General features: G+C 46.1%; 28 protein-coding genes. 14 read left to right on the top strand and 14 right to left on the bottom strand.

The genetic code is table 11. From position 1 onward, the window contains the following. Positions 1-268 precede the first annotated feature (268 nt). A complete protein-coding gene (locus tag QUB08_RS03920) occupies positions 269-1,660 on the bottom strand; it encodes a glycoside hydrolase family 10 protein (RefSeq protein WP_445300884.1) in 1,392 nt (463 codons plus the stop codon). Positions 1,661-1,890: 230 nt separating this feature from the next. Here QUB08_RS03920 and QUB08_RS03915 point away from each other — a divergent pair, with 230 nt between their 5' ends. The 4 genes from QUB08_RS03915 (at position 1,891) to QUB08_RS03900 (ending at position 4,914) form a co-directional block, all read left to right on the top strand. Further along, positions 1,891-2,559, top strand: a complete 669-nt coding sequence (locus QUB08_RS03915) for an FAD-dependent oxidoreductase (protein ID WP_333223554.1) — start codon at positions 1,891-1,893, stop codon at positions 2,557-2,559. Further along, the gene (locus QUB08_RS03910) at positions 2,441-3,172 is read left to right on the top strand and encodes an FAD-dependent oxidoreductase (RefSeq protein WP_333223553.1); all 732 of its coding nucleotides are present in this window, start codon (positions 2,441-2,443) and stop codon (positions 3,170-3,172) included. Before QUB08_RS03915 ends, QUB08_RS03910 begins: the two co-directional genes overlap by 119 nt. 126 nt (positions 3,173-3,298) lie before the next feature. Continuing rightward, positions 3,299-3,961, top strand: coding sequence for a DUF2834 domain-containing protein (locus tag QUB08_RS03905; RefSeq protein WP_333223552.1), 663 nt, complete (start codon positions 3,299-3,301; stop codon positions 3,959-3,961). A 200-nt stretch (positions 3,962-4,161) separates the two neighbouring features. Next, positions 4,162-4,914, top strand: a complete 753-nt coding sequence (locus QUB08_RS03900; RefSeq protein WP_333223551.1) for a gamma-glutamyl-gamma-aminobutyrate hydrolase family protein — start codon at positions 4,162-4,164, stop codon at positions 4,912-4,914. A gap of 4 nt (positions 4,915-4,918) precedes the next feature. Here QUB08_RS03900 and QUB08_RS03895 read toward each other — a convergent pair whose 3' ends face one another. The 7 genes from QUB08_RS03895 to QUB08_RS03865 form a co-directional block, all read right to left on the bottom strand. After that, positions 4,919-5,107 (bottom strand): CPXCG motif-containing cysteine-rich protein, encoded by a 189-nt coding sequence (locus QUB08_RS03895; RefSeq protein ID WP_006635525.1) that lies wholly within the window; start codon positions 5,105-5,107, stop codon positions 4,919-4,921. Continuing rightward, on the bottom strand, positions 5,091-5,552 hold the full coding sequence (locus tag QUB08_RS03890; protein ID WP_333223550.1) for an SRPBCC family protein: 462 nt from the start codon (positions 5,550-5,552) through the stop codon (positions 5,091-5,093). The genes QUB08_RS03895 and QUB08_RS03890 overlap by 17 nt, the downstream gene beginning before the upstream one ends. Before the next feature lie 13 nt (positions 5,553-5,565). Next, positions 5,566-5,919, bottom strand: a complete 354-nt coding sequence (locus QUB08_RS03885) for a transcriptional regulator (RefSeq protein ID WP_333223549.1) — start codon at positions 5,917-5,919, stop codon at positions 5,566-5,568. Between the two features lie 4 nt (positions 5,920-5,923). After that, complete coding sequence (locus tag QUB08_RS03880) at positions 5,924-6,256, bottom strand: type II toxin-antitoxin system RelE/ParE family toxin (RefSeq protein WP_333223548.1); 333 nt, start codon at positions 6,254-6,256, stop codon at positions 5,924-5,926. Between the two features lie 122 nt (positions 6,257-6,378). Next, positions 6,379-8,016 (bottom strand): radical SAM protein, encoded by a 1,638-nt coding sequence (locus QUB08_RS03875; protein WP_333223547.1) that lies wholly within the window; start codon positions 8,014-8,016, stop codon positions 6,379-6,381. A 205-nt stretch (positions 8,017-8,221) separates the two neighbouring features. After that, the gene (lspA, locus tag QUB08_RS03870; protein ID WP_333223546.1) at positions 8,222-8,734 is read right to left on the bottom strand and encodes a signal peptidase II; all 513 of its coding nucleotides are present in this window, start codon (positions 8,732-8,734) and stop codon (positions 8,222-8,224) included. Positions 8,735-8,984: 250 nt separating this feature from the next. Beyond that, positions 8,985-9,563, bottom strand: coding sequence for a biotin transporter BioY (locus QUB08_RS03865; RefSeq protein WP_006635529.1), 579 nt, complete (start codon positions 9,561-9,563; stop codon positions 8,985-8,987). A gap of 475 nt (positions 9,564-10,038) precedes the next feature. Here QUB08_RS03865 and pstS point away from each other — a divergent pair, with 475 nt between their 5' ends. From pstS to pstB, 4 genes are all read left to right on the top strand, one after another. After that, on the top strand, positions 10,039-11,223 hold the full coding sequence (gene pstS / locus QUB08_RS03860; RefSeq protein ID WP_333223545.1) for a phosphate ABC transporter substrate-binding protein PstS: 1,185 nt from the start codon (positions 10,039-10,041) through the stop codon (positions 11,221-11,223). A 244-nt stretch (positions 11,224-11,467) separates the two neighbouring features. Then, positions 11,468-12,424, top strand: coding sequence for a phosphate ABC transporter permease subunit PstC (pstC, locus tag QUB08_RS03855; protein WP_333223544.1), 957 nt, complete (start codon positions 11,468-11,470; stop codon positions 12,422-12,424). A 34-nt stretch (positions 12,425-12,458) separates the two neighbouring features. Then, positions 12,459-13,352: a phosphate ABC transporter permease PstA gene (gene pstA, locus QUB08_RS03850; protein WP_333223543.1), complete on the top strand. Its 894-nt coding sequence runs from the start codon at positions 12,459-12,461 to the stop codon at positions 13,350-13,352. Between the two features lie 117 nt (positions 13,353-13,469). Beyond that, positions 13,470-14,267: a phosphate ABC transporter ATP-binding protein PstB gene (gene pstB / locus QUB08_RS03845; RefSeq protein ID WP_445300883.1), complete on the top strand. Its 798-nt coding sequence runs from the start codon at positions 13,470-13,472 to the stop codon at positions 14,265-14,267. A gap of 234 nt (positions 14,268-14,501) precedes the next feature. Here pstB and QUB08_RS32090 read toward each other — a convergent pair whose 3' ends face one another. Continuing rightward, a complete protein-coding gene (locus QUB08_RS32090) occupies positions 14,502-14,765 on the bottom strand; it encodes an NblA/ycf18 family protein (RefSeq protein WP_445242851.1) in 264 nt (87 codons plus the stop codon). Between the two features lie 135 nt (positions 14,766-14,900). Here QUB08_RS32090 and QUB08_RS03835 point away from each other — a divergent pair, with 135 nt between their 5' ends. The 3 genes from QUB08_RS03835 (at position 14,901) to QUB08_RS03825 (ending at position 17,482) form a co-directional block, all read left to right on the top strand. Continuing rightward, positions 14,901-15,497, top strand: coding sequence for a phycobiliprotein lyase (locus QUB08_RS03835; protein ID WP_333223542.1), 597 nt, complete (start codon positions 14,901-14,903; stop codon positions 15,495-15,497). 272 nt (positions 15,498-15,769) lie between these two features. After that, positions 15,770-16,525, top strand: coding sequence for a phycobilisome rod-core linker polypeptide (locus QUB08_RS03830; protein ID WP_333223541.1), 756 nt, complete (start codon positions 15,770-15,772; stop codon positions 16,523-16,525). A 279-nt stretch (positions 16,526-16,804) separates the two neighbouring features. Then, positions 16,805-17,482 carry an NERD domain-containing protein gene (locus QUB08_RS03825; protein ID WP_333223540.1) on the top strand — a complete coding sequence of 226 codons (678 nt, stop codon included), beginning with the start codon at positions 16,805-16,807 and terminating at the stop codon, positions 17,480-17,482. Between the two features lie 236 nt (positions 17,483-17,718). On the opposite strand, the gene QUB08_RS03820 is transcribed toward QUB08_RS03825, so the two are convergent. The 4 genes from QUB08_RS03820 to QUB08_RS03805 all read right to left on the bottom strand — a co-directional run bounded on the left by QUB08_RS03820 (position 17,719) and on the right by QUB08_RS03805 (position 21,290). Then, positions 17,719-18,684, bottom strand: a complete 966-nt coding sequence (locus QUB08_RS03820) for an RluA family pseudouridine synthase (protein ID WP_333223539.1) — start codon at positions 18,682-18,684, stop codon at positions 17,719-17,721. A 195-nt stretch (positions 18,685-18,879) separates the two neighbouring features. Continuing rightward, positions 18,880-20,328, bottom strand: coding sequence for a RecQ family ATP-dependent DNA helicase (locus tag QUB08_RS03815; protein WP_333223538.1), 1,449 nt, complete (start codon positions 20,326-20,328; stop codon positions 18,880-18,882). Positions 20,329-20,365: 37 nt separating this feature from the next. Then, positions 20,366-20,764 (bottom strand): DUF4087 domain-containing protein, encoded by a 399-nt coding sequence (locus QUB08_RS03810; protein ID WP_333223537.1) that lies wholly within the window; start codon positions 20,762-20,764, stop codon positions 20,366-20,368. A gap of 142 nt (positions 20,765-20,906) precedes the next feature. Further along, positions 20,907-21,290, bottom strand: a complete 384-nt coding sequence (locus QUB08_RS03805; protein ID WP_333223536.1) for a hypothetical protein — start codon at positions 21,288-21,290, stop codon at positions 20,907-20,909. Between the two features lie 286 nt (positions 21,291-21,576). On the opposite strand from QUB08_RS03805, the gene QUB08_RS03800 reads away from it, so the two are divergent. The 3 genes from QUB08_RS03800 (at position 21,577) to QUB08_RS03790 (ending at position 23,817) form a co-directional block, all read left to right on the top strand. Further along, positions 21,577-21,732 (top strand): hypothetical protein, encoded by a 156-nt coding sequence (locus tag QUB08_RS03800; protein WP_333223535.1) that lies wholly within the window; start codon positions 21,577-21,579, stop codon positions 21,730-21,732. After that, on the top strand, positions 21,705-22,790 hold the full coding sequence (locus QUB08_RS03795; protein WP_333223534.1) for an RNA-guided endonuclease TnpB family protein: 1,086 nt from the start codon (positions 21,705-21,707) through the stop codon (positions 22,788-22,790). Before QUB08_RS03800 ends, QUB08_RS03795 begins: the two co-directional genes overlap by 28 nt. Positions 22,791-23,262: 472 nt before the next feature. Continuing rightward, positions 23,263-23,817, top strand: a complete 555-nt coding sequence (locus QUB08_RS03790) for a M23 family metallopeptidase (protein ID WP_333223631.1) — start codon at positions 23,263-23,265, stop codon at positions 23,815-23,817. 309 nt (positions 23,818-24,126) lie between these two features. On the opposite strand, the gene ftsH is transcribed toward QUB08_RS03790, so the two are convergent. Next, positions 24,127-26,061 (bottom strand): ATP-dependent zinc metalloprotease FtsH, encoded by a 1,935-nt coding sequence (ftsH, locus tag QUB08_RS03785; protein ID WP_445300886.1) that lies wholly within the window; start codon positions 26,059-26,061, stop codon positions 24,127-24,129. Positions 26,062-26,647: the final 586 nt, after the last annotated feature.

Raw genomic sequence — 26,647 nt, 5'->3', positions numbered from 1 at the left:
AGGCCGCCAGGGACTCAAGTCCCTGTCTAATAGCATAAGTCGGTTAAAACCGACTCAAATAGTAATCTCAATTTTGAAAATTAGAGTTACACATATAAGCTAAACAGCTTGTTCGGTGCTAACTCTATACAAAAACAGCTTTGATAGAATTGCTACAGTCGTCTTTAGACGACTTGAGCTATGAGACAGGGGTTTAAACCCCTGTCGGACTGTCGGACTAATTGCACAGCCTACAAAATTACCAATGACTGATGACTCTTTAATTCTTTTACGTGGTTGGCGAAGGCGAAGGTGGGCTGTTTTTGGTAGGTTGCTCTGGCTTAGCTTTGGGGTCGGGTTTGGGTGGCGCAGGTGGAGGGAAATTCGCCGCGCGTCGGGGTATTTGTAGCGCTGTTCGGAATGCAGAAGACGGGAAGAAAGCACTAAATTGAGAAAGTCTAACTGCTAGAGGTTCTGGTGCATATTCCCACAAGCTTTCGTAGTAGAAGAAAGCGACGCCTAAGCCGTATCCTTGGACTGCTTGCACCTGAGATTTAATTTGCTGAATCGGTACGGGGTTATTTCTCAAACCAGTCATAATCCCAACTCCGGTGGGAATCTTTTGCTGTGCTTCTTGCATTTCTGGACGGTTAATTTTGTCCACAAATGATTCTAAATTGGGACGGTACACTTGCACGATTAGCTCGTCGGCAATATCCAAACGCACCCAAGTCAGCCAATCTTGCAGGTGATGTTTATAAGCAAACTCGTAGTAATTGGGAGAAATTGAGAAAATTGCATGGGGTTTTACTGCTTTGACAGCTTGATTTAGCTGCGACATAAAAGCGGTAATTTTATTGGCTCGCCATTGCACCCATGCTGGGTTTTGAAAATCTTTGGGCGGAGCTTTTTTTGTTTCTTTGGTATACAAAGCAACTGTGTACTCATCGTATCCAAATTCCGACGGCAAACTCATGTGATCGTCAAATTGAATGCCGTCGGCGTTATATTTAGTGGTGATTTCTAGTACGAGTTCGGTAATGAATTGCTGAACTTCTGGATGAAAGGGATTGAGCCAAACTACTTCCCCACCTGCACCGTTTGATGTTTGGCTGCCGTCCTGTTTTTGTGTCAGCCAATCGGGATGATTTAAGGCTAATTCTGAGGTGGGAGGAGCCATGAAACCAAACTCAAACCAAGGAATTACTAGCAGGCCTTGGCGGTGAGCTTGAGCGATTAAATCGGCGATCATATCCTGTCCTTCTAACCCTCTGTAAACAAAGGGTTGAATGTCTTTTTGCTGCGCTACATTGCTGGGATACATTGCATACCCAGAATTCCAGACAACGGGATAGATTGTGTTGAAATTTAACCGTTTTAGTTTGCTGACAGCATCTCCTAGTTTGCGACGATCTCTGAGGATGTCTTTGTCGTTTGTCGTCATCCAAACGCCGCGAATTTCCTGGCGGGGTTGCTGGGCGATCGCCGGAATGAAGTGGTTCGCCAGCAATACTATAATGAATGAGAGGGCAAACAGAAGCGGGAAAAAAGTTTTAATCGATCGCTGCCAACTGCGCGGAATGATGCGTAATGTCATAGTTTTAAATGGTGGGTTAGCTATTGAAACACACCCCGGCATAATTTGGTGATAAAATTTGCTCGCTCTACAGTCTACAGCCATTGGCGCTGAATGTGGGATCGGTTAACTGAAATGGGTGAATTGATGTTATGCGATCGCAACTGAGCTCAGTATAATCTCTGAGACAGAGGGTAAGTGACAGCATTCTGTCTAACTGCTGGGAAATCATTAATTACGCACTGCAAGCTCTCCTGACCGGACAGTGCGGCCCAAGGAGTGCAAGTGCTGTACAATATCGGGGAAAAGAACATCTCGATCGAACATCTGTAATTGTGAAAGATTTAGTGTTAATTGGCGGCGGTCACAGTCATGCTATCGTATTAAAAATGTTCGGTATCAAACCGCTGCCGGGAGTGCGTTTGACTCTGATTAGCGACGTGCTGCACGCGCCTTATTCGGGGATGCTGCCGGGGCACGTTGCCGGGTTTTACGATTATGATGAATGTCACATCGATTTGCGATCGCTCGCGGAATTTGCCGGGTGTCAAATATTAATCGATCGGGCGATCGCGATCGACCTTAACAAAAATTTAGTTATTTGTCAAACTTGCCCTCCGATTAATTTTGATGTGCTTTCTGTGGATATCGGCAGCACTCCTGCGACTTTATCTGTACCGGGTGCTGCAGAATATGCAATTGCAGCTAAACCCGTACCGGAGTTTTTAGCTAGCTGGAATCAGTTAATTTCCGAAAGGAAAAACCATCCCCAAAAACCGCTGCGGATAGCGATTGTAGGCGGCGGTGCAGGCGGCGTAGAATTAGCATTAAATATGCAATCTAGATTGGGGAAGGAAGAAGGAAGAAGGAAGAAGGAAGAAGGAAGTGGGAAGAAGGAAGTGGGAAGAAGGAAGTGGGAAGAAGGAAGTGGGAAGAAGGAAGTGGGAAGAAGGAAATTTAGAAAATTTATTATCAGAAATTCATTTGTTTCACAGCGGCGCTGAATTAATGCCTGCACATAACCATCGAGTGCGTCACCGCATTCAAGAAATTTTTATCAGTCGCGGTATTCAATTGCATTTAAAGGAAAAAGTCTGTGCTGTAGAAAAGATTAAGAGAGAAACCACTTGCCAAATCCCAATTACTGATTACCAAATTTCATGTAAATCTGGTTTAAAATTAACGTGCGAGAGCATTTTTTGGGTGACACAAGCATCGGCAGCCAATTGGATAAGAGAATCCGGTTTAGCAGTAGACTCCAACGGCTTTATGCAAGTCAACGATTGCCTGCAATCAGTCTCTCATCCCAACGTATTTGGGGCGGGCGATATCGCTGCGATGGTTAATTATCCCCGTCCCAAAGCAGGCGTGTTTGCCGTGCGTCAGGGCAAACCGCTGTTTGAAAATTTGCAGCAGTTTTTATTTGGAAAACCGCTGAAACCCTTTGTACCGCAAGAACAATACTTAGGGTTAATTGGTACTGGGAATAAAAGGGCGATCGCATCTCGCGGATCTTTCATGTGGGAATCGGCGCTGCTGTGGTACTGGAAACATTGGATCGATCGCCAATTTATGCAAAAATTTAGCAATCTACCCAAAACCCGCAATATTAAATAGCAATACCTTCCGATCTAATCTCCTCTTCCTCTGTTTCCTCTGCGTCCTCTGCGGTAAATAAAAAAAGTCTTATTCAAAAACCCTTTAAGCTTGCTATAGTAATATCAGAAGTCAGAAAAACTAACTATGTTCAGAAAAATTGGATTTTGGCTGATTTGGATTGCATTTAGCACCTACGCCTTTGTATTTGCACCACCCGACAGCCCAGAAAAAACCATTACACTAATTACCAATCTTTCCACAGGCAAAATAGCAGACATCAACCCTTTAATTGTAGCGTTGTTCAACATCATGGGAGTCTGGCCGCTCATCTACAGTTGCGTCTTATTTGCTGACGGCAGGGGCCAGAAAATACCTGCATGGTTATTCGGCGTTTTATCCTTTGGCGTCGGCGCCTTTGCCTTGCTGCCTTATTTAGCCCTGCGCGAACCGAATCCAGAATTTTGCGGTCATAAAAATATCTTTTTAAAGATATTAGACTCCCGTTTTACTGGAATTTTCTTAACCTTAGCTGCTGTTGGTTTAGTTGCCTTTGGCTTGACAAAAGGCGATTGGTCTGATTTTATTGGACAGTGGCAAACCAGCCGCTTTATCCATGTAATGAGTTTAGATTTTTGTATGCTTTGCCTACTATTTCCTGCATTATTAGGAGACGATATGGCGCGCCGAGGAATGCAGAGTTCTATAGCATTTTGGGCAGTAACATTAGTGCCACTTTTCGGGCCGCTGGCTTATCTGTGCACGCGCCAACCGCTGCCGGAAACTAATAGTAAAACTGTTACAAATTAGACAGCAGTGCAGGGAATGCTCAGTTTAATCTAGGAATCAATCACAAGTAATCAGATAAGAAACAGGCAAGATGCCTGTTTCACAATAAGTAAGTAAGTTTTATTGTGGGCCGTTGCTCCTAGCCCGCCCATGAAACACGGATTACAAATAGTGCCAAATCTGAGTATTAATCTAAATAATTATCTCCCAGTCTCTAGCAAATGAAAAAATTTCCTATTGTTGGCATCACAACATACAACCGCTGTCCAGCAGGCGAATATCGCTTAAATGGAACTTATATTGATGCAGTTCAGGCGGCTGGTGGAATTCCGATTTTACTGCCGCCCAATCAATTAGATCCGGCTAGTATTTTTGATGCAGTAGATGGTTTGATTTTTTCCGGGGGCGGAGATATCAACCCAGAACTTTATGGCGGTTATGTCGATCGCACAGTTTACTCAGTTAATGCAGAACGCGACAATTTTGAATTAAGCTTAGCAAAGCTAGCTTTGAAGGCTGACATACCTGTGTTGGGAATTTGCCGAGGAATGCAAATGCTGAACGTAGCCAGCGGCGGCAGTTTGGTGATTCACGTACCGGATGCTTACGGAGACGAGGTTAATCACGGATCGGGAATTCCCCCGCGTGCGATCGAGCATACCATTGAAATTGAGCCAAACAGTCGGCTAGCAAAAATTATGGGAAAAACTTCAACAACAGTTGTTTCCTGGCATCATCAAGCAGTGCGAAAGGTAACATCCGATTGGCAAATAGTAGCCGATGCACCTGACACTTTGGTAGAAGCAATGGAGCACTGCTATCACCCTTGGATGATAGCAATTCAATGGCACCCAGAAATGTCGCCAAACTGTTCGGTAAACTCTCGAATTTTTCGGGCTTTCGTAGAAGCAGCCGCTTCAAGATTGATAAATTCTACCAAGTCAGCATCAAAGGCAATTCCGACATTTTTATAGTCACTTATTCTTGATAGTCAGTATCTATTTCAATATCCAGGGTATCTTCATCTATTCTGACATACAGAACATTCGGGCGACAGCAAACCTGACAATCTTCGATATAAGATTGCTCCATACCACCGCTGATATCAACAAAAGTTGTACTCGGTTCGCCGCAGAAAGCACAGTAATATTCAGCCGTTGTTTGCATCTTTTTCGCACTCTCTTTTTGTGACTTCGTGGCGGTAGCGAAACATATCTGTTAACCGCATTTCTACCCACCAACCTAACAGCAAATCGACAATCGGGCCGCCCGGTATCGAAAATGCGATCGCATCTGTCAATCTAGTCTGGCCATTTTCTGAGGTAAACTCGTGTCGGTGAGTCCAACGTGCCATCGGCCCCTCAGTTTGTTCATCAACAAACAAGCGGTATTGTTCGCACTCAGTGTGAGTCGCCACCCATTTTACAGGAATCGGCCCCAATAACAGGCGAAATTCTGATACAGCACCCACATCGAGTCCCCCTTCGCGGCGAATGATTTTCACCGGTTGCCAAGGCGGAGTCAAAAGTTGCAGAATGTCCGGCATTTCGTGAAAGTTCCAGACTGTTTCAACGGTGGCATTAATTAGGGATGAATATCGAAAATTAGGCATTTTGTAGATTAAGTTAAACAGTTATTTGCGATCGCGTTTCAGCATTTGCAGTATTATCCTCTGTATCAGTACAAACGGCAACAGTTAGTTTCAATCCCAAAGCATTCAGCCAAGTTCCCAGATTGTAAATAGCATCGCTTCCTTGCTGCGAGAGCAATTCATCCAGTTTTTTTAAGTGCAATTCATATTGTTCAGGAGTCATTTTTGGTTGACCGAGAGCTTCTGCTACATCGCCCAGAGCAAGTTTCAGCAATTCAGGTTCCGGGTCGATTTCCTCTATAGTCGCCGTTATATAGGCGGCTGACAATGCCGGGTTTTTTCTCAGAGATTCAATCAAAAACGGATGATCTGGAATACTTTTAGCCATTGTTTTAAATCCTGTTGTAATCTGTCCAGTATTCTTTTGCTTGGAGGATATCTCGGTTTTGAGTGCTTTTATCTCCACCGCAGAGGAGAAGCACAATTGTTTTTCCAACTTGCCCAAAATAGATTCGGAAACCAGGGCCATAGTCTATTCTGAGTTCGCAAACTCCTTCTCCCACTGAACGATAGTCTCCCAAATTACCAGTTACAGCCCGATTTAGCCTAGATCGAATCTTTGCTTGAGTGTTTGTATCTTTGAAGGAATCAAACCACTCAGCGAAAGGTACTCTGCCATCTGAGGTGACATAACGCTGAATTTCCCTGGGTTGGACTTCTGGCATAATTGTATTATAGTATGTCGCTCCTGATCTTATCTTGTTAATTTAGCTTTCGATATACTTACTTGCAAAGATGCGATCCTCTTCGAGGGCTTCGCTAACGCACTTTCGCATCCCGCTATTTCCTAAGTCGTCAACTGCAAATCCTCCATCTTAAAATGACTCATCGCCTCAGCCAAATGCTTCTTCAAAGTCGCTTCCGGTAGCGGCCCTTTCAAATGACTCCAAGGCAAAACCTGATCCAATTCCCACTCTTGAAAAACATAAAAATCCATCTCCGGCAACTGTCCCCGCAACTCCTTAAAAGCCCGTCGATAACTGCCCAAAGTATCGCCGTAATGCCGCACTAATTCCAATAGCCGAGACAAGCGCCGATCGCCCTTTGACAACAAACCCTGAATCACCGACCAGTTATAGCTTTCAGGTCTAAAATCTAAACCTAACTTCCGCAATTCTTTATCTAAAAACTTCAGCCTCTTCTCCGCATCTTTATTCACTCCCAACCACTGAAAAGGAGTGTGAGATTTCGGAACAAAAGTGCTGCATCCCAGAGTCAACCGCAAACCGGGAACAGCTTTTCTAATCGCCCGCATCATCGCCACCGTCTCCTCTAAATCCTCCATCTCTTCACCGGGAATTCCCGCCATCCCGTAAAGTTTAATTCCCTTTAAGCCGCCAGCCTTAGCATTGATAGCAGCTTGAATAATTTCGTCATTTGTGAGTTTTTTATTGACGATTTTGCGGAGGCGATCGCTCCCGCTTTCCACCGCAATAGTCACAGATTTGCTGTCTCTGTTGGTCAATATTTCTGCTAGCTTAACTGTCACCGTATTCGTCCTTACCGAAGAAAGACTCAGCCGCACGCCGTCGTATTTCGGATGATTCAAATGATCCAGCAACGCTTCAAATTCCGGGTGCTGAGTCACCGAAGCACCCAACAAACCCAAACGATTAGTCACAGCTAAACCGCGATCGATCGCCGGAATTAGCGAATCCTCCAAACTCGCAGTTCTAAACGGCAAAGTCAGATAACTTGCCAAACAAAAACGGCACATTTCTGGACAACTACGAACCACTTCCACCATGTAAATATTTTCCCACGCCGCTTTTTCTGTCACCACAGTGGAAGCAGATAAAGTATTGCCCCGATAAGTCTGTTTTTCAACCATACTGGGAATTGCCGAATCGACAGGCTGAATCGATTTAATACCCTCAGTCGCATCCAGATAAGTTACTTCGTACAAACTGGGAACGTAAACTCCCGGAACTTGGGCTAAATGCCGCAATTTAGTTTGTCTGTCGGCGGTACGGACTTCTTTATAAGCATCAATAAAATTGTCAATGAGATGTTCCCCATCTCCCAGCAAAATCACATCAAAAAAATCGGCAAAAGGTTCTGGATTCGCCGTAAAAACCGGGCCACCGCCGAATACTATGGGATGATTATCCGTTCGTTTAGACGCCCAAATCGGAATTTCTAGAGATTCCAATAAATTGAGAATATTTACATAGTCTAGTTCCCAAGAAAGCGAAAATCCCAGTAATTCTGGATGTCGGGGAAGTTGTTCGCGGATATCAGTAAATAAACGGCCCACTTCAATATCCGATCGCACAGCCAAAGTTGCCCACACTATCTGATAGCCGAGACTGGTAATACCCACCGTGTACTCGTTGGGAAAAGCAAAAATAGTCGGGATAGCATCAGCATCGGGGGTTGCTGGGGCAAATAGTAAGCGTTCTTGGGCAAAGGGATTAGGATTCACGGGCAAATTTAGTTTTAACAATAGGTTTGTTCTTATCTCATTTTAAGCCATTTCCAAAGTCATTGTAGGGTGGGTCAGGCTTGAATGTGGCGACCACAAACTAAGGATCTCCCCGCTGACGCACCCTACAGTTAGTTAGCTGTTACATCCGTTACATCCGAAGAAAGCGAATCGGTTGGCGAACTTCCTTCTTGCTTCTTCAAATTTACTCTGAAATAGAATTGCGATCGTCCTGACTTTTCGGAGTCGGCGGTTCACTGTGAAAAGTTGCAATCAGCAAACAGATAATCCCAGCATTAATAAACACATCGGCTAGATTAAATACGGGGAACCGAATGATCCGAAAATCGATAAAATCTACAACATGGCCCGAAACAAATCGATCGATCCCGTTCCCCAGTGCTCCCCCCAAAATCAAACCGTAGCCAGCTTGTTCCCAGCGGTTAATTCGCGGCCCGAACCAAGCCAGCACAATCAATCCCACACTAACGCCCAAAGACAGCCAGCGCAACCAAATCGCCCCGCCATTGCTGAACAGACTAAAAGCCGCACCGGTATTAACAACATAAGTGAAGTGAAACACCCCAGGTAACAGCGGCTGCGTCTGCGGAGGAACCGTCAAGTCAAAATTTTGCACCACCCACAACTTAGTCAGGTGGTCTAAAACTAAACTGATAACAGCAGCAACCCAGAACAAGGGATTTCTTTTAAAACGCATGAATTAAGCAATAGAAAATAGGGCATCGGACATGAGAGAATTTACTCCAATCTCACTTGTCATTGCGAGCAGAATGCAGTGGATCAAAGCAATCCCAGCCGCAGCGAGATGACTCTCCCGTTTCGCAATGTATAGTATAACCTTATTTTGCACAATTACCAGTTACCTCTTCCTTCTTCCCTCTTCCTTCTTCCTTCTTCCCTCTTCCTTCTTCCCTCTTCCTTCTTCCTTCTTCCTTCTTCCTTCGCAATTAATAAAACATCAAGCGGCGTAAAGTAAATGACAGCACTGCGATCGCACAAACTACCGCCAATTGTCCCGGCAGAGGATAAACCGAATATTTAAGAATCTCATCGAATAAAGGTGTTTTTTTTGCCGGAGGCAGCCAGTAAGTAAAAATTAGATAAATTAAGCCGATCGCGTGAACAGTGAACAAACCGCACAAACAGCTAAAAGCCATAGATTCCAGTCGCGAAGCCACCTTAAAAGCCACCCAGCCGCACACCCAAGCACCAGGAACAAAACCCAGCAAATACCCAAAACTCGCTTCTTTGAGATAGCCGATGCCGCCGCCTTGAGAAAAAACTGGCCACAAAGTTAATCCTAATGCCAAATAAGCAATTTGCGAGAGAGCCGCAGCATTTTTCCCCCCCATGCAGCCTACTAGCAAGACGGCTCCAATTTGATAGGTAACACCTAAAGAGTATGCCTGAAGTCCTCGATCGTCCCACAACCCAATAGGAATTGTGACAGATGCAGGCAAAAAAGTGCCTCCTATCGTCAGGAGCAAACCAATAACAGCCCAGATTAATTCAATAGGAGCAGGCATTATAGCAGAAGGAAGAAGAAAGAAGGAAGAAGAAAGAAGGAAGACCGAAGTTGCAATCGACCGTTTATGTTTGTGCAATTAAGAACGTCCTAACCGTCAGGGCGGTTGCTATATCATCAAACGGCATTCCTCAGAAGGTATTTGTCCGATGCAAGCTTCAATGCCCCCAGCTTTTAAATTCTTAATAGTAGCACCACTGTCAAAATAACCACCATTGTATGGTTTTCTGGTTCTCAAGCCTGGATATTGTGATAATTTAATGGGGAATTTTTCGTGATCGGGCGATCGAATCCTGGTTTCCGTACAAATCTATTTTGCCTTTATCTTAGAAAATCACCCTTGTCAAGCTCATCAATTAATAATATTAATTAATATTAAATTGCCATTAAGTGTAAAGATTCTTAACCTAACCTTTACTTTTGCGCGCTATGCTGATGCGGGAGACCCATATAACGATCGCAGATTTTTTATACCTATGCTTTTTCGTCTCAACTTGATTAATTCAAACCGTCTGACTACTGCAATTTCCGCTATGGCGATCGCCCTCAGTGTAGCAGCTTGCGGCAGCGGCAGCACAACCACAAGCAGCAGCCCCAGCCCCGGCGACACCGCAGCATCCCCCGGCGCTTCCCCCGTTGCAGCCACCGGCACAGCGGAAAACACCAAACTCGCCCTAGCCTCAGACGTAGCCATCACCGCAGCCGGCGCCTCATTCCCCGCCCCCCTTTACCAGCGTTGGTTTCAAGACTTCAACAAAATCAACCCCAAAGTACAAATTAACTATCAATCAGTAGGCAGCGGCGCCGGAGTCGAACAATTTACCAAAGGCACAGTAGACTTTGGGGCCAGCGACACCGGCATGAAAGACGACGAAATCGCCAAAGTTCCAGCAGACAAAGGCGTGATACTGCTGCCCATGACAGCCGGCAGCATCGTCCTGGGCTACAACCTGCCAGACTTAACCGAACCACTGAAACTGCCACGGGATGTGTACGCAGATATCTTCGCCGGTAAAATTACCAACTGGAACGATCCCAAAATTGCAGCGGCCAACCCGGGCGCTAAATTGCCAGACCAAGCCATCACCATCGTCCACCGTTCCGACGGTAGCGGTACCACCGCCGTCTTCACCAAACACCTGAGTGCCATCAGCCCCGACTGGAAAAGTGCAGTAGGCGACGGCAAAACAGTACAGTGGCCCGTAGGCGTAGGCGCCAAAGGCAACGAAGGCGTCACAGCCCAACTCCTGCAAACCGTTGGCAGCATCGGCTACGTAGAATACGGCTATGCCAAAAACAACAATCTCAAATTTGCGTCTTTGGAAAACAAAGCAGGCACATTTGTAGTACCTAACGACGAGTCAGCTTCTCAAGCTTTAGCGACTGTGCCGCTGCCGGAAAACCTGCGAGCATTTATCGAAGACCCCGAAGGCGCTCAATCCTATCCAATTGTCACCTACACTTGGATGCTCGTCCCCAAAACAGTTACTGACCCCAACAAAGCCAAAACCATCGAGGCAATGGTTGAATACGGCTTAACTGAAGGTCAAAAAGTTAGTTCCGAATTGGGCTACGTTCCTCTGCCCCAAAACGTTAGAGAAAAAGTAGCCGCGGCCGCAGACGGCATCAGCCCAGACTACAAGATTGAGGTTGCCAAATAGTAATTGAAGGAAGAAGGAAGAGGGAAGAAGGAAGAAGGAAGACGGAAGAAGGAAGACGGAAGAAGGAAGAAAAAAAGAGAGATATTTCTGTAGGGGCGGGTTTTACCAGAAATATTTGTTGAAAACTCAGGGGATTAATAAACCCGCCTCTCTTTGATTTTATTTATGGTCTTTCTTTCTGCTTCCTTCTAGCTTTTTCCGAAACAGGCTATTTTCGGCTACTATATATTTGGTTTTTTTTTCTATGCTTTCAGATAATCACAGCCCTCAATCAGAGAGCCGATCGCGCTCTGGGGCAGAAAAATCCTTAGATCAAGGCTTTATCTGGCTGACTCGGATTTTGGGAATAGGAGTTGGTGTAATTTTGCTGGTAATCGCGCTCACAGTTGGTTACAGGGCTTTACCTGCGATTCAACAGTACGGTTTGGGCTTTCTGGTTGGTAGTGATTGGAATCCGGTTAAGGAAGAGTACGGCGCGCTGCCGATGATTTACGGGACGATCGTCAGTTCGGCGATCGCGCTCCTAATTGCAGTACCATTAGGAGTAGGGACTGCCATTTTCTTGAGCGAGGACTTTCTGCCGCTGCCAGTGCGTACAGCTTTGGTTTTTTTAGTAGAACTTTTAGCCGCCATTCCCAGCGTAGTCTACGGTTTGTGGGGAATTGCTGTATTGATTCCCATGATTACCACTCTCGGCAAGTTTCTCAACGGCACTTTCGGATGGCTGCCGATTTTTAGCACCCCGCCAGTGGGTCCGGGAATGTTACCAGCAGGAGTAATTTTGGGAATCATGACTTTGCCGATTATTACTGCTATCTCCCGCGACTCTTTGGCAAGTCTCCCGCCCGAATTGCGGCAAGCATCTCTCGGTTTAGGAGCTACTCGGTGGACAACAATTTTTAGAGTGCTCGTACCGGCGGCTTTTTCCGGTATTGTCGGCGGAATTATGCTTGGGCTCGGTCGCGCGATGGGAGAAACAATGGCTGCGACTCTGTTAATTGGCAATTCCAATCAGTTAAGTCTTTCTGTGCTAGCTCCGGCAAATACTATTGCTTCTCTGATGGCAAATCAGTTTGCAGAAGCCTCCGGGTTGCAAGTAGCAGCTCTGATGTACACGGGGCTAATTCTGTTTATTCTGACGCTGATTGTTAATATTTTGGCAGAGTGGATTGTTTCTCAAGTAAGAGCGAAGTACAACTAGAAATTGGCAGCAATTTCCTACATAATTTTAGTTTATGTCAAATAGCGTCTCCGATGAGAATCCTTTTGGATCGAAAATAGGAAGTTTGAAGAAGGTTAAAAACAGCCCACAAGCGCTGTTTAGTCTGGGTATGACTGTAGTAAGTGGATCTGCTTTGGCAATCACTCTGCTACCTTTGTTTGCAGTGCTTTCCTACGTCACAGTACAAGGTTTCAATCGCCTGAATTTAGACTTGTTTACCAAGCTGCCACCGCCGCCCGGACTATCGGGAGGCGGTATTGCTAATGCAATTCTCGGTACATTGATGACGGTGGGAATTGCTTCTTTAATTGCTGTTCCTTTTGGTGTATTGGCAGCCGTTTATTTGTCGGAATTCAGCAGCGGCCAAATCGCTCGCTGGGTGCGCTTTGCTACTAATGTCCTCAGCGGCGTTCCTTCGATTATTGCAGGGGTATTTGCCTACGGTTTGTTCGTGGTAAATATGGGAGGTTTTTCGGCAATTGCAGGGGGTGCGGCGCTGGCTGTGCTGATGTTGCCGACGATTGTGCGGACTACTGACGAAGCTCTACAAATCGTCCCGCAAGATATTAGATGGGCGTCGGTTGGTGTGGGTGCTTCTAATTATCAGACGGTGTTGCAGGTGGTTTTGCCTGCGGCAATTCCGGCTATTTTAACGGGTGTGACTCTGGCAATTGCTCGCGCTGCTGGAGAAACTGCTCCTTTGATTTTTACGGCGCTGAATTCGCCTTTTTGGCCGGCAGGATTTGATAAGCCAACTCCGAGTCTTTCGGTTTTGGTGTATAACTTTGCAACGGTGCCTTTTAAGGCACAGAAAGAATTGGCTTGGGCTGCATCTTTGATTTTGGTGTGTATGGTGTTGCTGACGAGTATTCTTTCTCGCTGGGCTACTCACAAAAAAGTGTATTAATCAGTTGACAGTTGACAGTTGACAGTTGACAGTTGTCAGTTGTCAGTTGTCATTGGTCAGTTCTCATTGGTCATTTGTCATTGGTCATTTGTAAAATTCGATTGGAGTATTAACTGTATGATGGATTTAGACAAGCAAACGGAAACAATTTTACGGACAGAAAATATCAATATTTTTTACGGCGCTTTTCACGCGGTTAAAAATGTTTCTATGGAGATTCCTAAAAATCGCATTACTGCGTTGATTGGGCCGTCTGGCTGCGGTAAAAGTACAATTCTGCGATGTTTTAACCGCCTCAACGATTTAGTTAACGGTTTTCGTTTAGAGGGTAGAATTGATTACTACGGTCAAAATCTTTACGATTCTGATATTGATGCTGTAGAGGTGCGCCGCAAGATTGGGATGGTATTCCAAAAGCCGAATCCTTTCCCGAAGTCGATTTATGACAATATTGCTTACGGTGCGAGGGTGAACAATTATAAGGGGGATATGGATGAGCTGGTGGAGAAGTCGCTCCGCCAAGCTTATTTGTGGGATGAGGTGAAGGATAAGTTGAAGCAAAGCGGTTTTTCTCTTTCGGGTGGCCAGCAGCAGCGTTTGTGTATTGCTAGGGCGATCGCGATTAATCCTGATGTAGTGTTAATGGATGAACCTTGCGCTTCTCTTGACCCGATTTCTACGATTAAGATTGAGGAGTTGATGCGGGAACTCAAGGAGAAGTATACGATCGTGATCGTTACTCACAATATGCAGCAGGCTTCTCGGGTTTCTGACCTGACTGCTTTTTTCAATGCTAAACTTTCTGACGATGGGAAGCGGTTTGGCTATCTTGTGGAGTGTGACAAGACTGAGGTAATTTTCCAAACTCCGAAGGAAGAGTCTACTTTAGATTATGTGAGCGGCCGTTTTGGTTGAGTCCCCGACAGGTTGAAGCCTTTCGCTACACTTGCCTCTCGTCTCTCTCGCTTGAGACTAAAAAGATTTAATTTGCTGAGTATGGTAGCAACAAAAAAAACTGTGTAAAACTTTCCTGAATTGAGAATCCCGCTTTCTTGGAGAAAGCGGGATTCTGGATTTTATGATTAAAAGCTCGATCGTACTTTTTGCAGATACAAGCCACTGATTTTTGTGAAGAAATGCTCGAAGAGTTCACATATTCTTCATCCAATGCTTTAACAGGTTTTCTTTAACCATGTTTTGCCGCATAACTTCGAGCAAGTATTCCTGAGCTTGGTCTTGGCTTAACCTTTTGACTTCTTCGCGCAAGACTTGCAGTTTGAACTGCTGTTCCATGCTGAGGCTGGTTGTAGGCATATCCATAAATCGCTCCTCCAGTTTGCTGAGATTGATGCGAAATTGATCGGAATGACGTTTCGCAGGATTTGTTGTGTCTCCTACATTGTAAACTATCATAACATTCACTTGACAATATGTCCAAAGTACACATTTTGAGACTAATTTGTGTAGTAAAAGTACATCTAAGTGGGGGGAGCTCTATCATAAAAAGGCGTCAAGAGCGGGAAGCATAAGCCAAAGGAGATAGTTTGTATGGATGCCATGGAGTTTTTTCAAAGCAGTGCTGGGGAGTGGCGTTCTCAGCGCAGCACTCACCACCTCGCTTTCCGCCAAGCGGAGATTGGGGATTCAAATATTCAGGTAACAGCGCTGGGTGCGGATGACGCGAGAGTCGCGGAGATTTGCAAGATGCACGAAGTCGATCCGAGCCGGGCTGCTGGAGGGGCTTTTGTGACTTGGCACGGCTCGATGGCGTGGGATAAGGATGATGAGAATCATAAAGGGTCTACGGTGTTTGCGATCGTCCCCGATCCTGAAAATCCCCGGCAGGGCTTGATGTTGCGCGAACGGGGCTATGCGGAAATTGTGCCGGTGGCTGGCCGTTTTGAGATGGATGATGAGGATGGGCTGCTGCTGATTACGGAATACGAGACGATGAGTTCGATCGAGCGTTTCTGGTTTCCTAATCCGAACGTGCGGATGCGGACGAGTAGCGTAAAGCGCTTTGGCGGTTTCAGCACTTCGACTTTTTGCACCGAAATTCGGGTGCAACCAGACTCGGATGCAACATCAGAAGCAGCAGCAGATCAAGTGCCCGCCAGCGAGTTTTATTCGGCTCTGGGCTGGTAATTTGGCTGTTGGATGTTGACTGTTGACTGTTGACTGCTGACTGCTGACTGTTGACTGCCCACTGCCCACTGCCCACTGCCCACTGACCACTGACCACAGTCAACAGTCAACTGACAACAGTCAACAAATGTTACAGATTGTTGCAAAAATTCAGGAAAATCAGATTTAGATTGCGGGAATCCCCTAATCTGTATGTTGGTTAGTTGTATCCGTTTTGCTGGCAGCTCACGGTGTCAACTATTTCTGAAATTTGAGATAACGGAGATTTTAACGTGGCGCTTCCTTTATTAAGCTACGCCCCCAACAGCCAAAACCAGCGCGTTGCTGGTTTTGAAGTAGGCGGCGACGAGCAGCCGAGAATTTTCACAACTGAAAATGTGCTCTCGTCTGGAGACATGGAAAATTTGATTTGGGCTGGATATCGCCAGATTTACAGCGAACACCAAATCCTCAAGAGCAACCGCCAAAAGTCTTTGGAGTCGCAACTCAAGTTCGGCCAAATTACTGTGCGAGACTTTATTCGCGGTTTGGCGACTTCTTCTCCTTTCCTAGAGCGGAATTACCAAACTAACAGCAATTATCGGTTTGTGGAAATGTGCGTGCAGCGCATTTTGGGCCGGGATGTGTACAGCGAGCGCGAAAAGATTGCTTGGTCGATCGTGGTAGCCAATAAGGGGCCTCAAGGCTTTATTGACGAGTTGGTCAATAGCGAAGAGTACCTGGATAAGTTCGGCTACGATACAGTACCTTACCAGCAGCGCCGAATTTTGCCTCAGCGAGTTGGAGGAGACACTCCTTTCAACTTGAAGACGCCCCGCTACGGTGAGTACCACCGTTCGCAGCTTGGCTTCCCGCAAATCATCTGGCAGACAAGCGTCCGCCGTTTTGTTCCTCAAGAACAGCAGGCGAAGGCTGGCGATCCGTCGAACTATTTGGGTATGGCGCGCAATATGCCCCTGCCTGCTACTCCGCCGCAGCGCGTGCCTCTGGCTAATATCAATATTGCCACGATGGTTCCTCGCCGCTAATTGATCCTGTCTGATGCAATTATTTGTGTCGGGCGATCAACTGAATCGATCGGCTTTTAGGCTGAGAGAGTTTTGAGTCTTGAGTTTTGAGGTTTGAGTTTTTTGATAAACTTGGAATCCAAAACTCGGGACTCATAATTTTTTGTCATTAGTAATTAGTCATTAGGAAGAAGGAAGAAGGAAGAAGGAAGAAGGAAGAAGGAAGAAGGAAGAAGGAAGAAGGAAGAAAAATAATTTGACCTTTTCCCATTAGTTAACTATAAGTACATAGGTGCATATATGCAGCCGCAATATAACGAAGGTGCTGGAAAACCATTGCGTCGCCATGCTCAACAGCTTCGTACCAAAGCCTTATACAGGTACGGTGCGGCGACAGGGTTGGTGTTGTTGCCACTGCTGGTATACGCGGTAGCACCTTTTGCTCCTTTATTTTTGGTCGCGGCTATTTTGATAGGGGTATTAATCGCCCCTCCGTTGATTGAGGACGGGAAAACGTTTTGGAAGTCGTCTCAGAGATTTGACCAAGGGGCCTGTGGTGAAGAAAAAACTCAGCAAGTTTTGGAGTCCCTAATCCAATCTGGATGGATAGCTGAGTACAACTTAAGATTGCCGGAAGTAGGCGATATCGATGTGTGGCTGCGATCGCCTAAAGGGGTCAATTTTATCCTTGATGTGAAGTCTCACTCAACCGTAGTTCTGTTGGATGGGGATGTACTCAAGCGTCGATATTATGGGAAATTGAGAGATTTTGAGAAAGATTTTCTGGCACAGATTGCCAAAGAAGTCACGGCTATCAAAAAAGCTAAGAAGTTAACCAAGGTCACTCCAGTAGTTGTATTTAGCGATGCCAAGGTCAGTTTTAGCAACAAACAGAAGATTAGGGGTGCTTACGTCATGGAACTGGGCAATCTGGTGTCAGGGTTGCAAGAACTCGATCGCACCTATAAAAGTAGATAAGATTGGGAGAAATGAGATAAACGGCTACATCGATATGTTCGACATCAACAAATTTGCACACAGCAGTACCATCCCAGACTTGCCCTAGCATCTAAGTTATACTTGTGCTATAAAAAACAGTTAAGGTAGAAACAGTATCCTGGAGGGAATCTTGAACAAAGCACTCAAGGTAGATAAAATTCTCAACGCCTGATGGCGACTTGTCATAACAGCGTTGGTGACTGCTATACCACTTATCAAATGTGAGATCGCAGGCGCAATATTTTTAACAAAGTGTTGAATTGATCGGGTAAAGGTGCGATCGCCTCTATTAATTCTCCTGTTACGGGATGCTGCAATGTCAGCCGCCATGCGTGGAGGGCTTGTCCGGTTAAATTGACGCCGATAGAACGGTTGGAACTGTACATCGGGTCGCCGACAATCGGATGTTTTATTTCGGCTGTATGCACGCGAATTTGATGAGTGCGGCCTGTTTCTAATTGATAGTGCATTAAGCAATAGTTGCCGATTCTTTCTTTGATTGTCCAGTGAGTAACTGCGGGGCGACCGCCTTTTTCTACTGGTACTACCGCCATTTTTTTGCGGTCTGTGGGATGCCGCCCGATGGGTAAGTCTATTGTGCCTGTTTCAGTGTTGGGAGCGCCGTAAACTATGCCTAAATATTCGCGGCGGGCGGTTTTGGTTTTGAGTTGGGCTTGCAGGTGTTGGTGGGCGATGTCGGTTTTGGCGATCGCGATCGCACCTGTTGTATCTTTGTCTAATCTGTGTACGATTCCCGGCCGCTGAACTCCGCCTATTTCTGCTAGGGGGCAGTGGGCTAAGAGGGCGTTGACTAATGTACCGTCTGCGTGTCCGGCGGCTGGGTGGACGACTAATCCGGCTGGTTTGTTGATGATAATTAGGCTGTCATCTTCGTAGAGGATAGAGAGGGGAATTGCTTCGGGCTGCAACTTTGTGGGCTGGGTTTCGGGTAAAGTGAGGTGGATGCGATCGCCCGTTTTTACTGATATTTTTTTCGAGGTGCAGGTTTCGTCGTTGACTTTGACGTTACCTTGTGATATGAGGCTTTGGATTCGCGATCGAGATAAGTCCGGTATCTGGTTTGAAAGCCAAATATCTAATCGCTGATTGACATTACTGCGATCGAATTCCTCTGTATTTTCTACTGTGTAAATCTGTGCCGCAGTGTCTGTTTCTATCATTTACTTTTTAATATTTTTTGCCAAGTGTGTAAAGCAAATATCTTAATCATAACATCTGTGAGTTAGTTCGCGATCGCACGGGTAGCGAGAAACCGGGGTTTTTCACAGCAATACTTCATTTTGGCCCGCAGACTGGGTAAAAAACCCGGTTTCTTGGGTTGGAGTCGTTAAGTCGTTTGAGTATAATTGTCAATTCTATCGACAATTGTCACAGTGCCCGCACCGCATAGATTTTGCCTCATTTGCAAACCCAAAAGCTTGCAGCAAAAATTGCCACCTGCACTCCCGATGTTTGAGATATTTTGCCATTTCTTCCGCTGCGGTAAAATTTGATTTTTCCGCTTTTTGCTGGGGAGATTTATTGATCGCATAATTAAAAGGATCTTGCCATATTAATTGTCCGCTGCTGTGCAAAATTGAAAGGGCGATCGCACTTTCGGGAAATTCGCGGGAAACTGCTTCTATATCGCCTTTAACTGGTAGTTTTTTTGCCAATTGCTGAGCTTCTCGGTATTGCGATCGCAATTTATCTTGAAAAAATTCCTTTCTTTGTTTATCTTCAGGATAAAGCAAACCCGTAGGTTCGCTAATCAATGTCAGGGCGATCGCCGGTTTGCCGTCGCGTCCGCCTCTACCAATTTCCTGAATGTATTCCGATAATAGCAAAGGTGCTTGATAATGAACAACCCAGCGGACATCGGGCTTGTTAATTCCCATCCCAAATGCTGAGGTACAAGTCACGAAATTAAGCTCATTGTTCAGCCAAGCTTTTTCTATTTTTCGTCGTGATTCTGGACTTAAACCTGCATGATATGCTGCTGTTTCATAACCTGCTTCTTTCAACAAATCTGCCAAGTTCTCGCTATCTTTTCTAGTGCGGAAATAGACTAAACCTGCTTGTTTTGGTCGAGCTTTAATAAAATTCAATAACTGCTGTTTTCGTCCTCTCGGCGTCCAGACTGTCTGCACTTGCAGGTGCAGATTAGAACGGTAGGGAGTTAGCAAAAATGCTTCGGGTTTTTGCAGTTGCAAGACATTTTTGATTGTCTGCTGTGCTTCCGGGTTGGCTGTAGCGGTGAAAGCTGCGATCGCAATTTTACTATTTGCTGGTTTAGCTTTCAACAAAGCCGGCCGCACTGTTCCCAAACGGCGGTAAGCTGGTCGAAAAGTATCACCCCACTGCACTAAACAGTGAGCTTCATCTAATATTAAACCGTTGATTTGGATGTGTGACTGACTGAGAATTTCCCAAACTGGTTTACTGAGTAATGTTTCGGGAGACAGGTACAGCAATCTTAATTTATTTTGTTGCAGCGACTGCATAGTTTGTCGGCGCTGCGCTGTTGGCAATTGACTGTGGAGGAGGGAAGCGGGAAGATTGCGATCGCGCAATTCTTGTACTTGGTTTTCCATCAGTGCAACTAACGGCGAAACTACCAAAGTTAAGCCTGTTTGTAACAAAGCTGGCAGTTGAAAGCAGATGGATTTGCCGCCACCTGTCGGCATAATTATAATTGTATCTTTTCCGGCTAATAAACTGCTGACAATTTCTGCTTGGGGCGGGCGAAAGTCGTCGTATCCCCAATTTTTTTTAAATGTGGCGCGGGCTTGATTTAATGATGTTAATTCTGGTTGAAAGTTCATTTTACTGAGTTAAAAGAATTGTATGGTTTCGCCACAACTAACGAATTTTTGGCAAATTCGGATCTTTTCGACAAGTCGAGAGTGGTAATTGTTCACCACCTTGTATCGTGGTAATTTTCATTCGATTTCTATCTGTCACCACATTTAAACAAGCACAGCCATATCCATAATTAACATTAGTTTTGACATATTCATCGTCGTTAAAAGGAGGAATATTGTTCATTCCTCCGGCTTGATATCCTCCTTGCGCCGAGATAGTCCACTGAGCATCTTTGTCTTTGAGATACCAATTAGCAGGCGTGGGATTTATTAACCATCCGCACCGGGTTTCAGCCGCTTTCGCAGGAATAACAACGATTGAAAAAGATGAGATAATTGCAGGTATTAACCACTTGAGTTTCATAGCTTTACATCCTAATTTTTGATCGACAATCATACAGGAATTACCCGCTTCGAGAAAAGAAACAGAAACCGGGTTTTTTAGCGAATCTGCGGGTGACAACGAAATATTGTCGCAAAAACCAGGTTTCTAACTACCTGCGCGTAAGTCCTGTCCAAAATCCCAAATCCAAAATCCCCTAAGACTCCTCGCCGTCTCGGCGGCCGAGCTCGTACACGCCGCCACCAATACAGGCGATCGTACCCATAGATACCGCCCAACCAGTACCCAGAGACAATTCGACGCCCCAATTGCACAATCCGCCCACAATCAAAAAGGGTACAATGCTCAACAGCGAAGCGTAAAACGTATTTTGGGCTTCTCTGGCTTGGCGGGTTCTTTCAAACTCGGCTTCTGAGGTGTAGAGGGATCTCTCCGCAAAATTCATCCAGCGGTTCAGTTGCAGGATTACCCATTCTGTGAGGGGCGACAGGCCCCAGTACAGGGCTAAAGACCACAAGGACGCACCGGCGATCGCAGTTGCGTCTATGGCAAAACTAAAGGGAAAAATTTCAGTAAGCATTGCTTGATGTGTTATGAATTTGAAATTTTGAATGACATCCAAAATCCCGGAACTAACTATAGTGTCAAGCAAAAGCTCGATCAAATTCAACCGCAGCACGAATTCCTCGGCCAATTTTTTTTTATCACCCCTGGGTTAGAATCTGCAACTTAATTGTTGGATAAAGCTACCCATTATTACTCAACAATGGGTAGCTTTGTAGTCTAGTTCGGTGTGTGTACGGTTTTCAGCACTCGCTTCTTGGTCTATTTTTGGTCATAATAAGACTATAGCTTCACAGAAAAGTATGCCTAACAGAGACAGATGGTTTAAAGCTTTGCTGACTCAGCAAGAGCTAGACAAACTCCATGCCTATGCCGACAGTCAAGGTTGGAATATGTCACAAGCATTTAGAGAATGGATTAAAGAATTACCATGCTACTCGGATTCAAAACAGAATTAAAACTGAATAACTCTCAGCGGACGCAGTTAGGTAAACATTGTGGTGTAGCGCGTCACGCATGGAACTGGGGATTGTGGTTGACAAAAAACATACTTCACCACAATAAAGCTAATCCAGATGAAAAACTCAAATTCCCCACAGCTATTGACCTGCACAAACTGTTAGTAGCTATGGTGAAGTCGGAGAATGCTTGGTACTATGAATGCGCTAAATCTACACCGCAACAAGCGTTAATGGCTCTACGCGAGGCATGGAAGCGGTGTTTTAAAAAGACTGCGGGAGTGCCAAAGTTTAAGAAAAAAGGGCAGCGTGACTCTTTTACGTTAGAAGGAGCGGTCAAAATTTTGGGGAGCAACAAAATTCAAGTTCCCAAAATCGGCATTCTTAAAACCTATGAAAGACTGCCCCAAGTCTCCATTAAATCTTGCACGATATCCCGGCAAGCTGATAGATGGTTTATTAGCTTTGGCTTTGAGGTGGAAACGCAAAAATCAGACCAAACAAGCCTTGTAGGAGTTGACTTAGGTATCAAGGCACTAGCCACCCTCTCAACAGGCGAGGTAATTACTGGTGCTAAGTCCTACAAGCAATATGCAGCAAAACTATCAAGAATGCAGTGGCTGAATCGCCATAAAGTCATCGGCTCAAGCAATTGGAAAAAGGCGCAAGTCAAGATAGCTCGACTGCATAGAAAGATAGCCAACATTCGTAAGAATACATTACACAATCTAACGACACTACTTGCTAAAAACCACGGCACAGTAGTAATGGAAGACCTTAACGTATCTGGGATGATGGCTAATCACAAACTGGCTGCATCTATTGCTGATATGGGATTTTATGAGTTTCGCAGACAGTTAACCTATAAGTGCGAGTTGTACGGTTCAAAACTTGTGGTTGTTGACCGTTGGTTCCCGTCCAGTAAAATCTGCTCTAACTGTGCAATCAAAAAAGAAACACTTTTTCTTTCGGAACGAGTATTTGATTGCAGCGATTGCGGTTTTGTCATTGAACGTGACTTAAACGCGGCAATCAATTTGTCAAAAACCGTCAGTTAGACGGAGTTAGCCTGCGGAGTGGTAAGTGCCGACACTGCCAGAATGAAACAGGAAGTAAACTTCAAAGTCCAGCTTTATATAAAGTGGGGTAGCTTTGGGTAAGTTTTATTTAACGGCATTTACCCGGAAGCCTTGACACGGGTTTTGGATGGAGTAAGATACACGTTGTTGATAAACTGATTCGCGATCGCGGGTAGAGCTCAAAGCCAATCTTGCAGCGAATTGGCATAACTTACATCTTGCACCCTTCTCGGAAACGGGCAAGATGCCCGTTCCACAAAAAATGATTTTTTTGTGGGGAATAGGGCTCGGCCGGAAAGCCCGCCCCTGAAAGCTTTATTGACAAGGGTGCAAGATGTGAGGCTAACAGACAACGCACACTCCCACACACATTTAACTTTGAGCCGTGAAAAAAATCCTGCAAGACTCTAGAGGCCCGCTGACGGCAAAACGCTTTTTTCGTCTCAGACAGATGCTGCTGCTGGCACTTTCGATCGGCATTGTGTTGATTAGCCCTTATTTGCAGCAGCAGGTGGTCAAAGCTCAGTCAGGTTTACCAACCAGAGTAGCGACGGGTAATTTGTGGCAAGAAGCTTCTTTTCCAGTCGAAAACTTTGAAACATACACTTCCCCCTTCGGCCCGCGTGGCGGGGATTTTCATTACGGTTTGGACTTGGCCGCCCCGGAAGGCAGCTATATCCGCAATTGGTGGGGCGGGCAAATTGTGGAAGTTTGGGAAGATGGCCGATGCGGCACTGGTATGGTGGTGCGATCGGGAAATTGGGAACACATCTACTGTCACCTCAGAGGCCGAGTGCTAACGGCTAACGGCGGGCGTTATTATACCGATCGCGAAGGTACTTTGCAAATTTGGCAAGGTCAAACAGTGCCTGCGGGTGCGAGAATTGCCAGAGTTGGGATGACAGGCCGCACGAGTGGGCCTCACTTGCACTGGGGATTGAAGTACGGAGGCCGCTGGGTAGACCCGGCTTTGGTTCTCCGGGAAATGTACGCGCAACAATCTTAAACAGTTGACTGTTGACTGTTGACTGTTGACAGTTGTCAGTTGTTAGTTGGAAGAGGGAAGAAGTAGTGCGCCCCACTGAACCCTTACCAATGACCAATGACCAATGATATCGTTTCCGGTTGCATCGGAATTATATATTTGGATCAGGTCAGTGCGAGCGTCCCCGCTCGCAATTGATCTCGCGAGCAGGGACGCTCGCACTACATAATTCCGATGCCACCGGATTTGATATGACTGCTGACAACTGACAAACCAACTACTAACTAATGACTGTGGACTAATGACTAATGACCAATGACTAATGACTCTTTACGTTGGTGCTAACTCTTTTTTTGTCAACTCGGTGTACCGATCGACAATTTGACGGAATTCGTCGCCGTCGATCGTTTCTTCATCCAACAGCGCTTCGACAAGTTTGTCTACCAAAGCGCGGTTTTCGCGGATTATCCGGCGGGCTTCTTCGTAGCAGTCAAAGGCAATTTCCCGGACTTGCCGATCGATCTTAATTGCCATGTCTTCGGAATACTCGGATCGCGAATTCCAGTTTTGGCCCAAAAACACCTCATTGTTCGGACTTTCCAAAGCCACAGGCCCCAAATCCGACATTCCATAAAGCGTTACCATCTCCCTCGCGAGACTGCTAACTTTTCTGAGATCACTACCAGCACCGGTGTCGATTTCAGCATCGCCATAAATTTCGGCCTCCGCCGCCCGTCCCCCCAAAGCTACTTTAATTCGGTTTAACAGCAAAGCCCGACTCCTTAAACCTTCGCTGTCGAGCATTTCGTCGTCGAGCACAAAGCTAGTAAAGCCTTCAATGCCACCGGAACGGGGAATAATCGTTACTTTTTCCACGGGGTCGGCATTTTTGAGCATGGTCGCGACTAGGGCGTGTCCGACTTCGTGGTATGCTGTCATCCACTTTTTCTTGCTGTCCAGCAGCGGGTTGAGGGTAAGCCCGATCGTGATCCGGTCGATCGCGTCGTGAACTTCTAAGTTAGTAATCGTGTCTTTGCGACGCCTCGCTGTGAGAATAGCTGCTTCGTTGAGCAAGTTTGCCAAGTCAGCGCCCGAAAAGCCGGGAGTGCGGCGGGCGATCGTATCTAGGGCAACTTCTGGGTCGAGTTTTTTGTTGCGCGCGTGAACTTGCAAAATCCCCAAACGCCCTTTGTAACTGGGTAAATCTACCGTTACTTGTCGATCGAACCTGCCGGGCCGCAGCAGGGCGGTATCGAGCACGTCGGGGCGGTTGGTAGCTGCAATCACAATCACGCCGCTGTTACCCTCAAAGCCGTCCATCTCTGTCAGCAACTGGTTGAGAGTTTGTTCGCGTTCGTCGTTGCCGCCGCCGATACCAGCGCCGCGCTGCCTTCCTACGGCGTCTATTTCGTCGATGAAGACGATGCAGGGCGAATTTTCTTTAGCTTTGCGGAACAAGTCGCGGACGCGGGAGGCGCCAACTCCGACAAACATTTCGACAAATTCGGAACCGGAGATGCTGAAGAAGGGGACGGCTGCTTCGCCTGCAATGGCTTTTGCCAGCATTGTTTTGCCGGTTCCTGGAGGCCCGATTAACAGAACTCCTCTGGGAATTTTGGCGCCGATGGCGTTGAAGCGTTCGGGTTTTTTGAGGAAGGTTACGACTTCTTGCAGTTCTTCTTTAGCTTCTTCGATGCCTGCTACGTCGTCGAACATCACGCCGGTTTTGGCTTCCATTTGGAAACGGGCTCTGGATTTGCCGAAGTTCATGGCATTTCCTTGAGATTGGGTCGATCGGCGTAGGATTGCCATCAGCACTGCCAACACTGCAAAAATCACTAGCAAGTTTACTACTAAACTGACTGCGGCGGCGTTGTCGGCTGTTTGTTTGACTTCAAAGTCAATCTTTTTGGCGCGGATTTGCGAGTACAGTTCTCGGTTGTTGTAGTCGAACAGACTAACTGATTGGGTTTGATCGCTTTTTTGATTTTTTAGCCTAACCTTGGCAGTTTTTTGAGTTTCGTCTACTTCGATTTTACTGACTTGCCCTTTTTCTATGTTGTCGATTAGTTGGCTGTAACTCATGGTGTTTGGCGCGCTGTCGGCAAACACCGGGGTCGAGAGCAATATTCCTTGAGAAATCACCAAACTGCCCAGGATGCGCCAAAGATTCCGTCCTGGAATTGATTTTTTAGGATTCTGGCTCGACTTGTCTTTGTTTACAGCTAGATGCCCCAGCCATGCGTGTTTCCAAGAATTTTTCATATTGCTTTGCCGCTTGTTGAAGACTGCCAAGATTGACCGCTTGTGGTTTGCTACGTTCATTTATTTTAACAAGAGGGCGGGTGTTGGATGGGTTTATCTCTCGCGGGCCTCTTCAGAGACCCCTCAAGAGGGGGGCGGTTTCATTCTCGGTAGGGGCAATCCCCCCGTGGTTGCCCCCATGTCCCAAACGCCTGTGCAATCGTCTGTGGGTGGGGGCGGGCACTCTTGGCACCGCCCCTACAAAAGCCTGATTTTCCTGAGAATGAAACCGCCCTGCTCTTGAGGGGGGTTTTGAATCCACGGCTGCTCAAGAAACCGGGTTTTTTACCTCATCTGCGGGCTATAACCCAGGATTTTGCTCAAAAAACCCGGTTTCTCGGCTCCCTCCGTCAATCTAAAATCTAAAATCTAAAATCTAAAATCGATGGATTTTGCTCAAAAAACCCGGTTGCTGGGCTCCCTCCACTGAACTTACCCACGGCTGCTCAAGAAACCGGGTTTTTTACCTAATCTGCGGGCTATAACCCAGGATTTTGCTCAAAAAACCCGGTTTCTCGGCTCCCTCCGTCAATCTAAAATCTAAAAT

The sequence above is a fragment of the Microcoleus sp. BR0-C5 genome, assembly GCF_036705045.1.
GTDB lineage: Bacteria > Cyanobacteriota > Cyanobacteriia > Cyanobacteriales > Microcoleaceae > Microcoleus.
Note: the sequence above shows the minus strand (reverse complement) of the source record. Positions and strands in the feature narration are given on the sequence as shown.

What these genes read in the sequence shown, in the direction of transcription:
- QUB08_RS03815 (WP_333223538.1), bottom strand. Translation starts at nt 20,328, where the DNA reads ATGAACTTTCAACCAGAATTAACATCATTAAATCAAGCCCGCGCCACA.
- pstA (WP_333223543.1), top strand. Translation starts at nt 12,459, where the DNA reads ATGTCAAATAGCGTCTCCGATGAGAATCCTTTTGGATCGAAAATAGGA.
- pstS (WP_333223545.1), top strand. Translation starts at nt 10,039, where the DNA reads ATGCTTTTTCGTCTCAACTTGATTAATTCAAACCGTCTGACTACTGCA.
- QUB08_RS03820 (WP_333223539.1), bottom strand. Translation starts at nt 18,684, where the DNA reads ATGATAGAAACAGACACTGCGGCACAGATTTACACAGTAGAAAATACA.
- lspA (WP_333223546.1), bottom strand. Translation starts at nt 8,734, where the DNA reads ATGCGTTTTAAAAGAAATCCCTTGTTCTGGGTTGCTGCTGTTATCAGT.
- QUB08_RS03790 (WP_333223631.1), top strand. Translation starts at nt 23,263, where the DNA reads ATGCTGCTGCTGGCACTTTCGATCGGCATTGTGTTGATTAGCCCTTAT.
- QUB08_RS03825 (WP_333223540.1), top strand. Translation starts at nt 16,805, where the DNA reads ATGCAGCCGCAATATAACGAAGGTGCTGGAAAACCATTGCGTCGCCAT.
- QUB08_RS03805 (WP_333223536.1), bottom strand. Translation starts at nt 21,290, where the DNA reads ATGCTTACTGAAATTTTTCCCTTTAGTTTTGCCATAGACGCAACTGCG.
- ftsH (WP_445300886.1), bottom strand. Translation starts at nt 26,061, where the DNA reads ATGAAAAATTCTTGGAAACACGCATGGCTGGGGCATCTAGCTGTAAAC.
- QUB08_RS03920 (WP_445300884.1), bottom strand. Translation starts at nt 1,660, where the DNA reads ATGGCTGTAGACTGTAGAGCGAGCAAATTTTATCACCAAATTATGCCG.
- QUB08_RS03895 (WP_006635525.1), bottom strand. Translation starts at nt 5,107, where the DNA reads ATGCAAACAACGGCTGAATATTACTGTGCTTTCTGCGGCGAACCGAGT.
- QUB08_RS03900 (WP_333223551.1), top strand. Translation starts at nt 4,162, where the DNA reads ATGAAAAAATTTCCTATTGTTGGCATCACAACATACAACCGCTGTCCA.
- QUB08_RS03880 (WP_333223548.1), bottom strand. Translation starts at nt 6,256, where the DNA reads ATGCCAGAAGTCCAACCCAGGGAAATTCAGCGTTATGTCACCTCAGAT.
- QUB08_RS03835 (WP_333223542.1), top strand. Translation starts at nt 14,901, where the DNA reads ATGGATGCCATGGAGTTTTTTCAAAGCAGTGCTGGGGAGTGGCGTTCT.
- pstC (WP_333223544.1), top strand. Translation starts at nt 11,468, where the DNA reads ATGCTTTCAGATAATCACAGCCCTCAATCAGAGAGCCGATCGCGCTCT.
- QUB08_RS03890 (WP_333223550.1), bottom strand. Translation starts at nt 5,552, where the DNA reads ATGCCTAATTTTCGATATTCATCCCTAATTAATGCCACCGTTGAAACA.
- QUB08_RS03800 (WP_333223535.1), top strand. Translation starts at nt 21,577, where the DNA reads ATGCCTAACAGAGACAGATGGTTTAAAGCTTTGCTGACTCAGCAAGAG.
- QUB08_RS03810 (WP_333223537.1), bottom strand. Translation starts at nt 20,764, where the DNA reads ATGATTGTCGATCAAAAATTAGGATGTAAAGCTATGAAACTCAAGTGG.
- QUB08_RS32090 (WP_445242851.1), bottom strand. Translation starts at nt 14,765, where the DNA reads ATGATAGTTTACAATGTAGGAGACACAACAAATCCTGCGAAACGTCAT.
- QUB08_RS03905 (WP_333223552.1), top strand. Translation starts at nt 3,299, where the DNA reads ATGTTCAGAAAAATTGGATTTTGGCTGATTTGGATTGCATTTAGCACC.
- QUB08_RS03885 (WP_333223549.1), bottom strand. Translation starts at nt 5,919, where the DNA reads ATGGCTAAAAGTATTCCAGATCATCCGTTTTTGATTGAATCTCTGAGA.
- pstB (WP_445300883.1), top strand. Translation starts at nt 13,470, where the DNA reads ATGATGGATTTAGACAAGCAAACGGAAACAATTTTACGGACAGAAAAT.
- QUB08_RS03865 (WP_006635529.1), bottom strand. Translation starts at nt 9,563, where the DNA reads ATGCCTGCTCCTATTGAATTAATCTGGGCTGTTATTGGTTTGCTCCTG.
- QUB08_RS03795 (WP_333223534.1), top strand. Translation starts at nt 21,705, where the DNA reads ATGCTACTCGGATTCAAAACAGAATTAAAACTGAATAACTCTCAGCGG.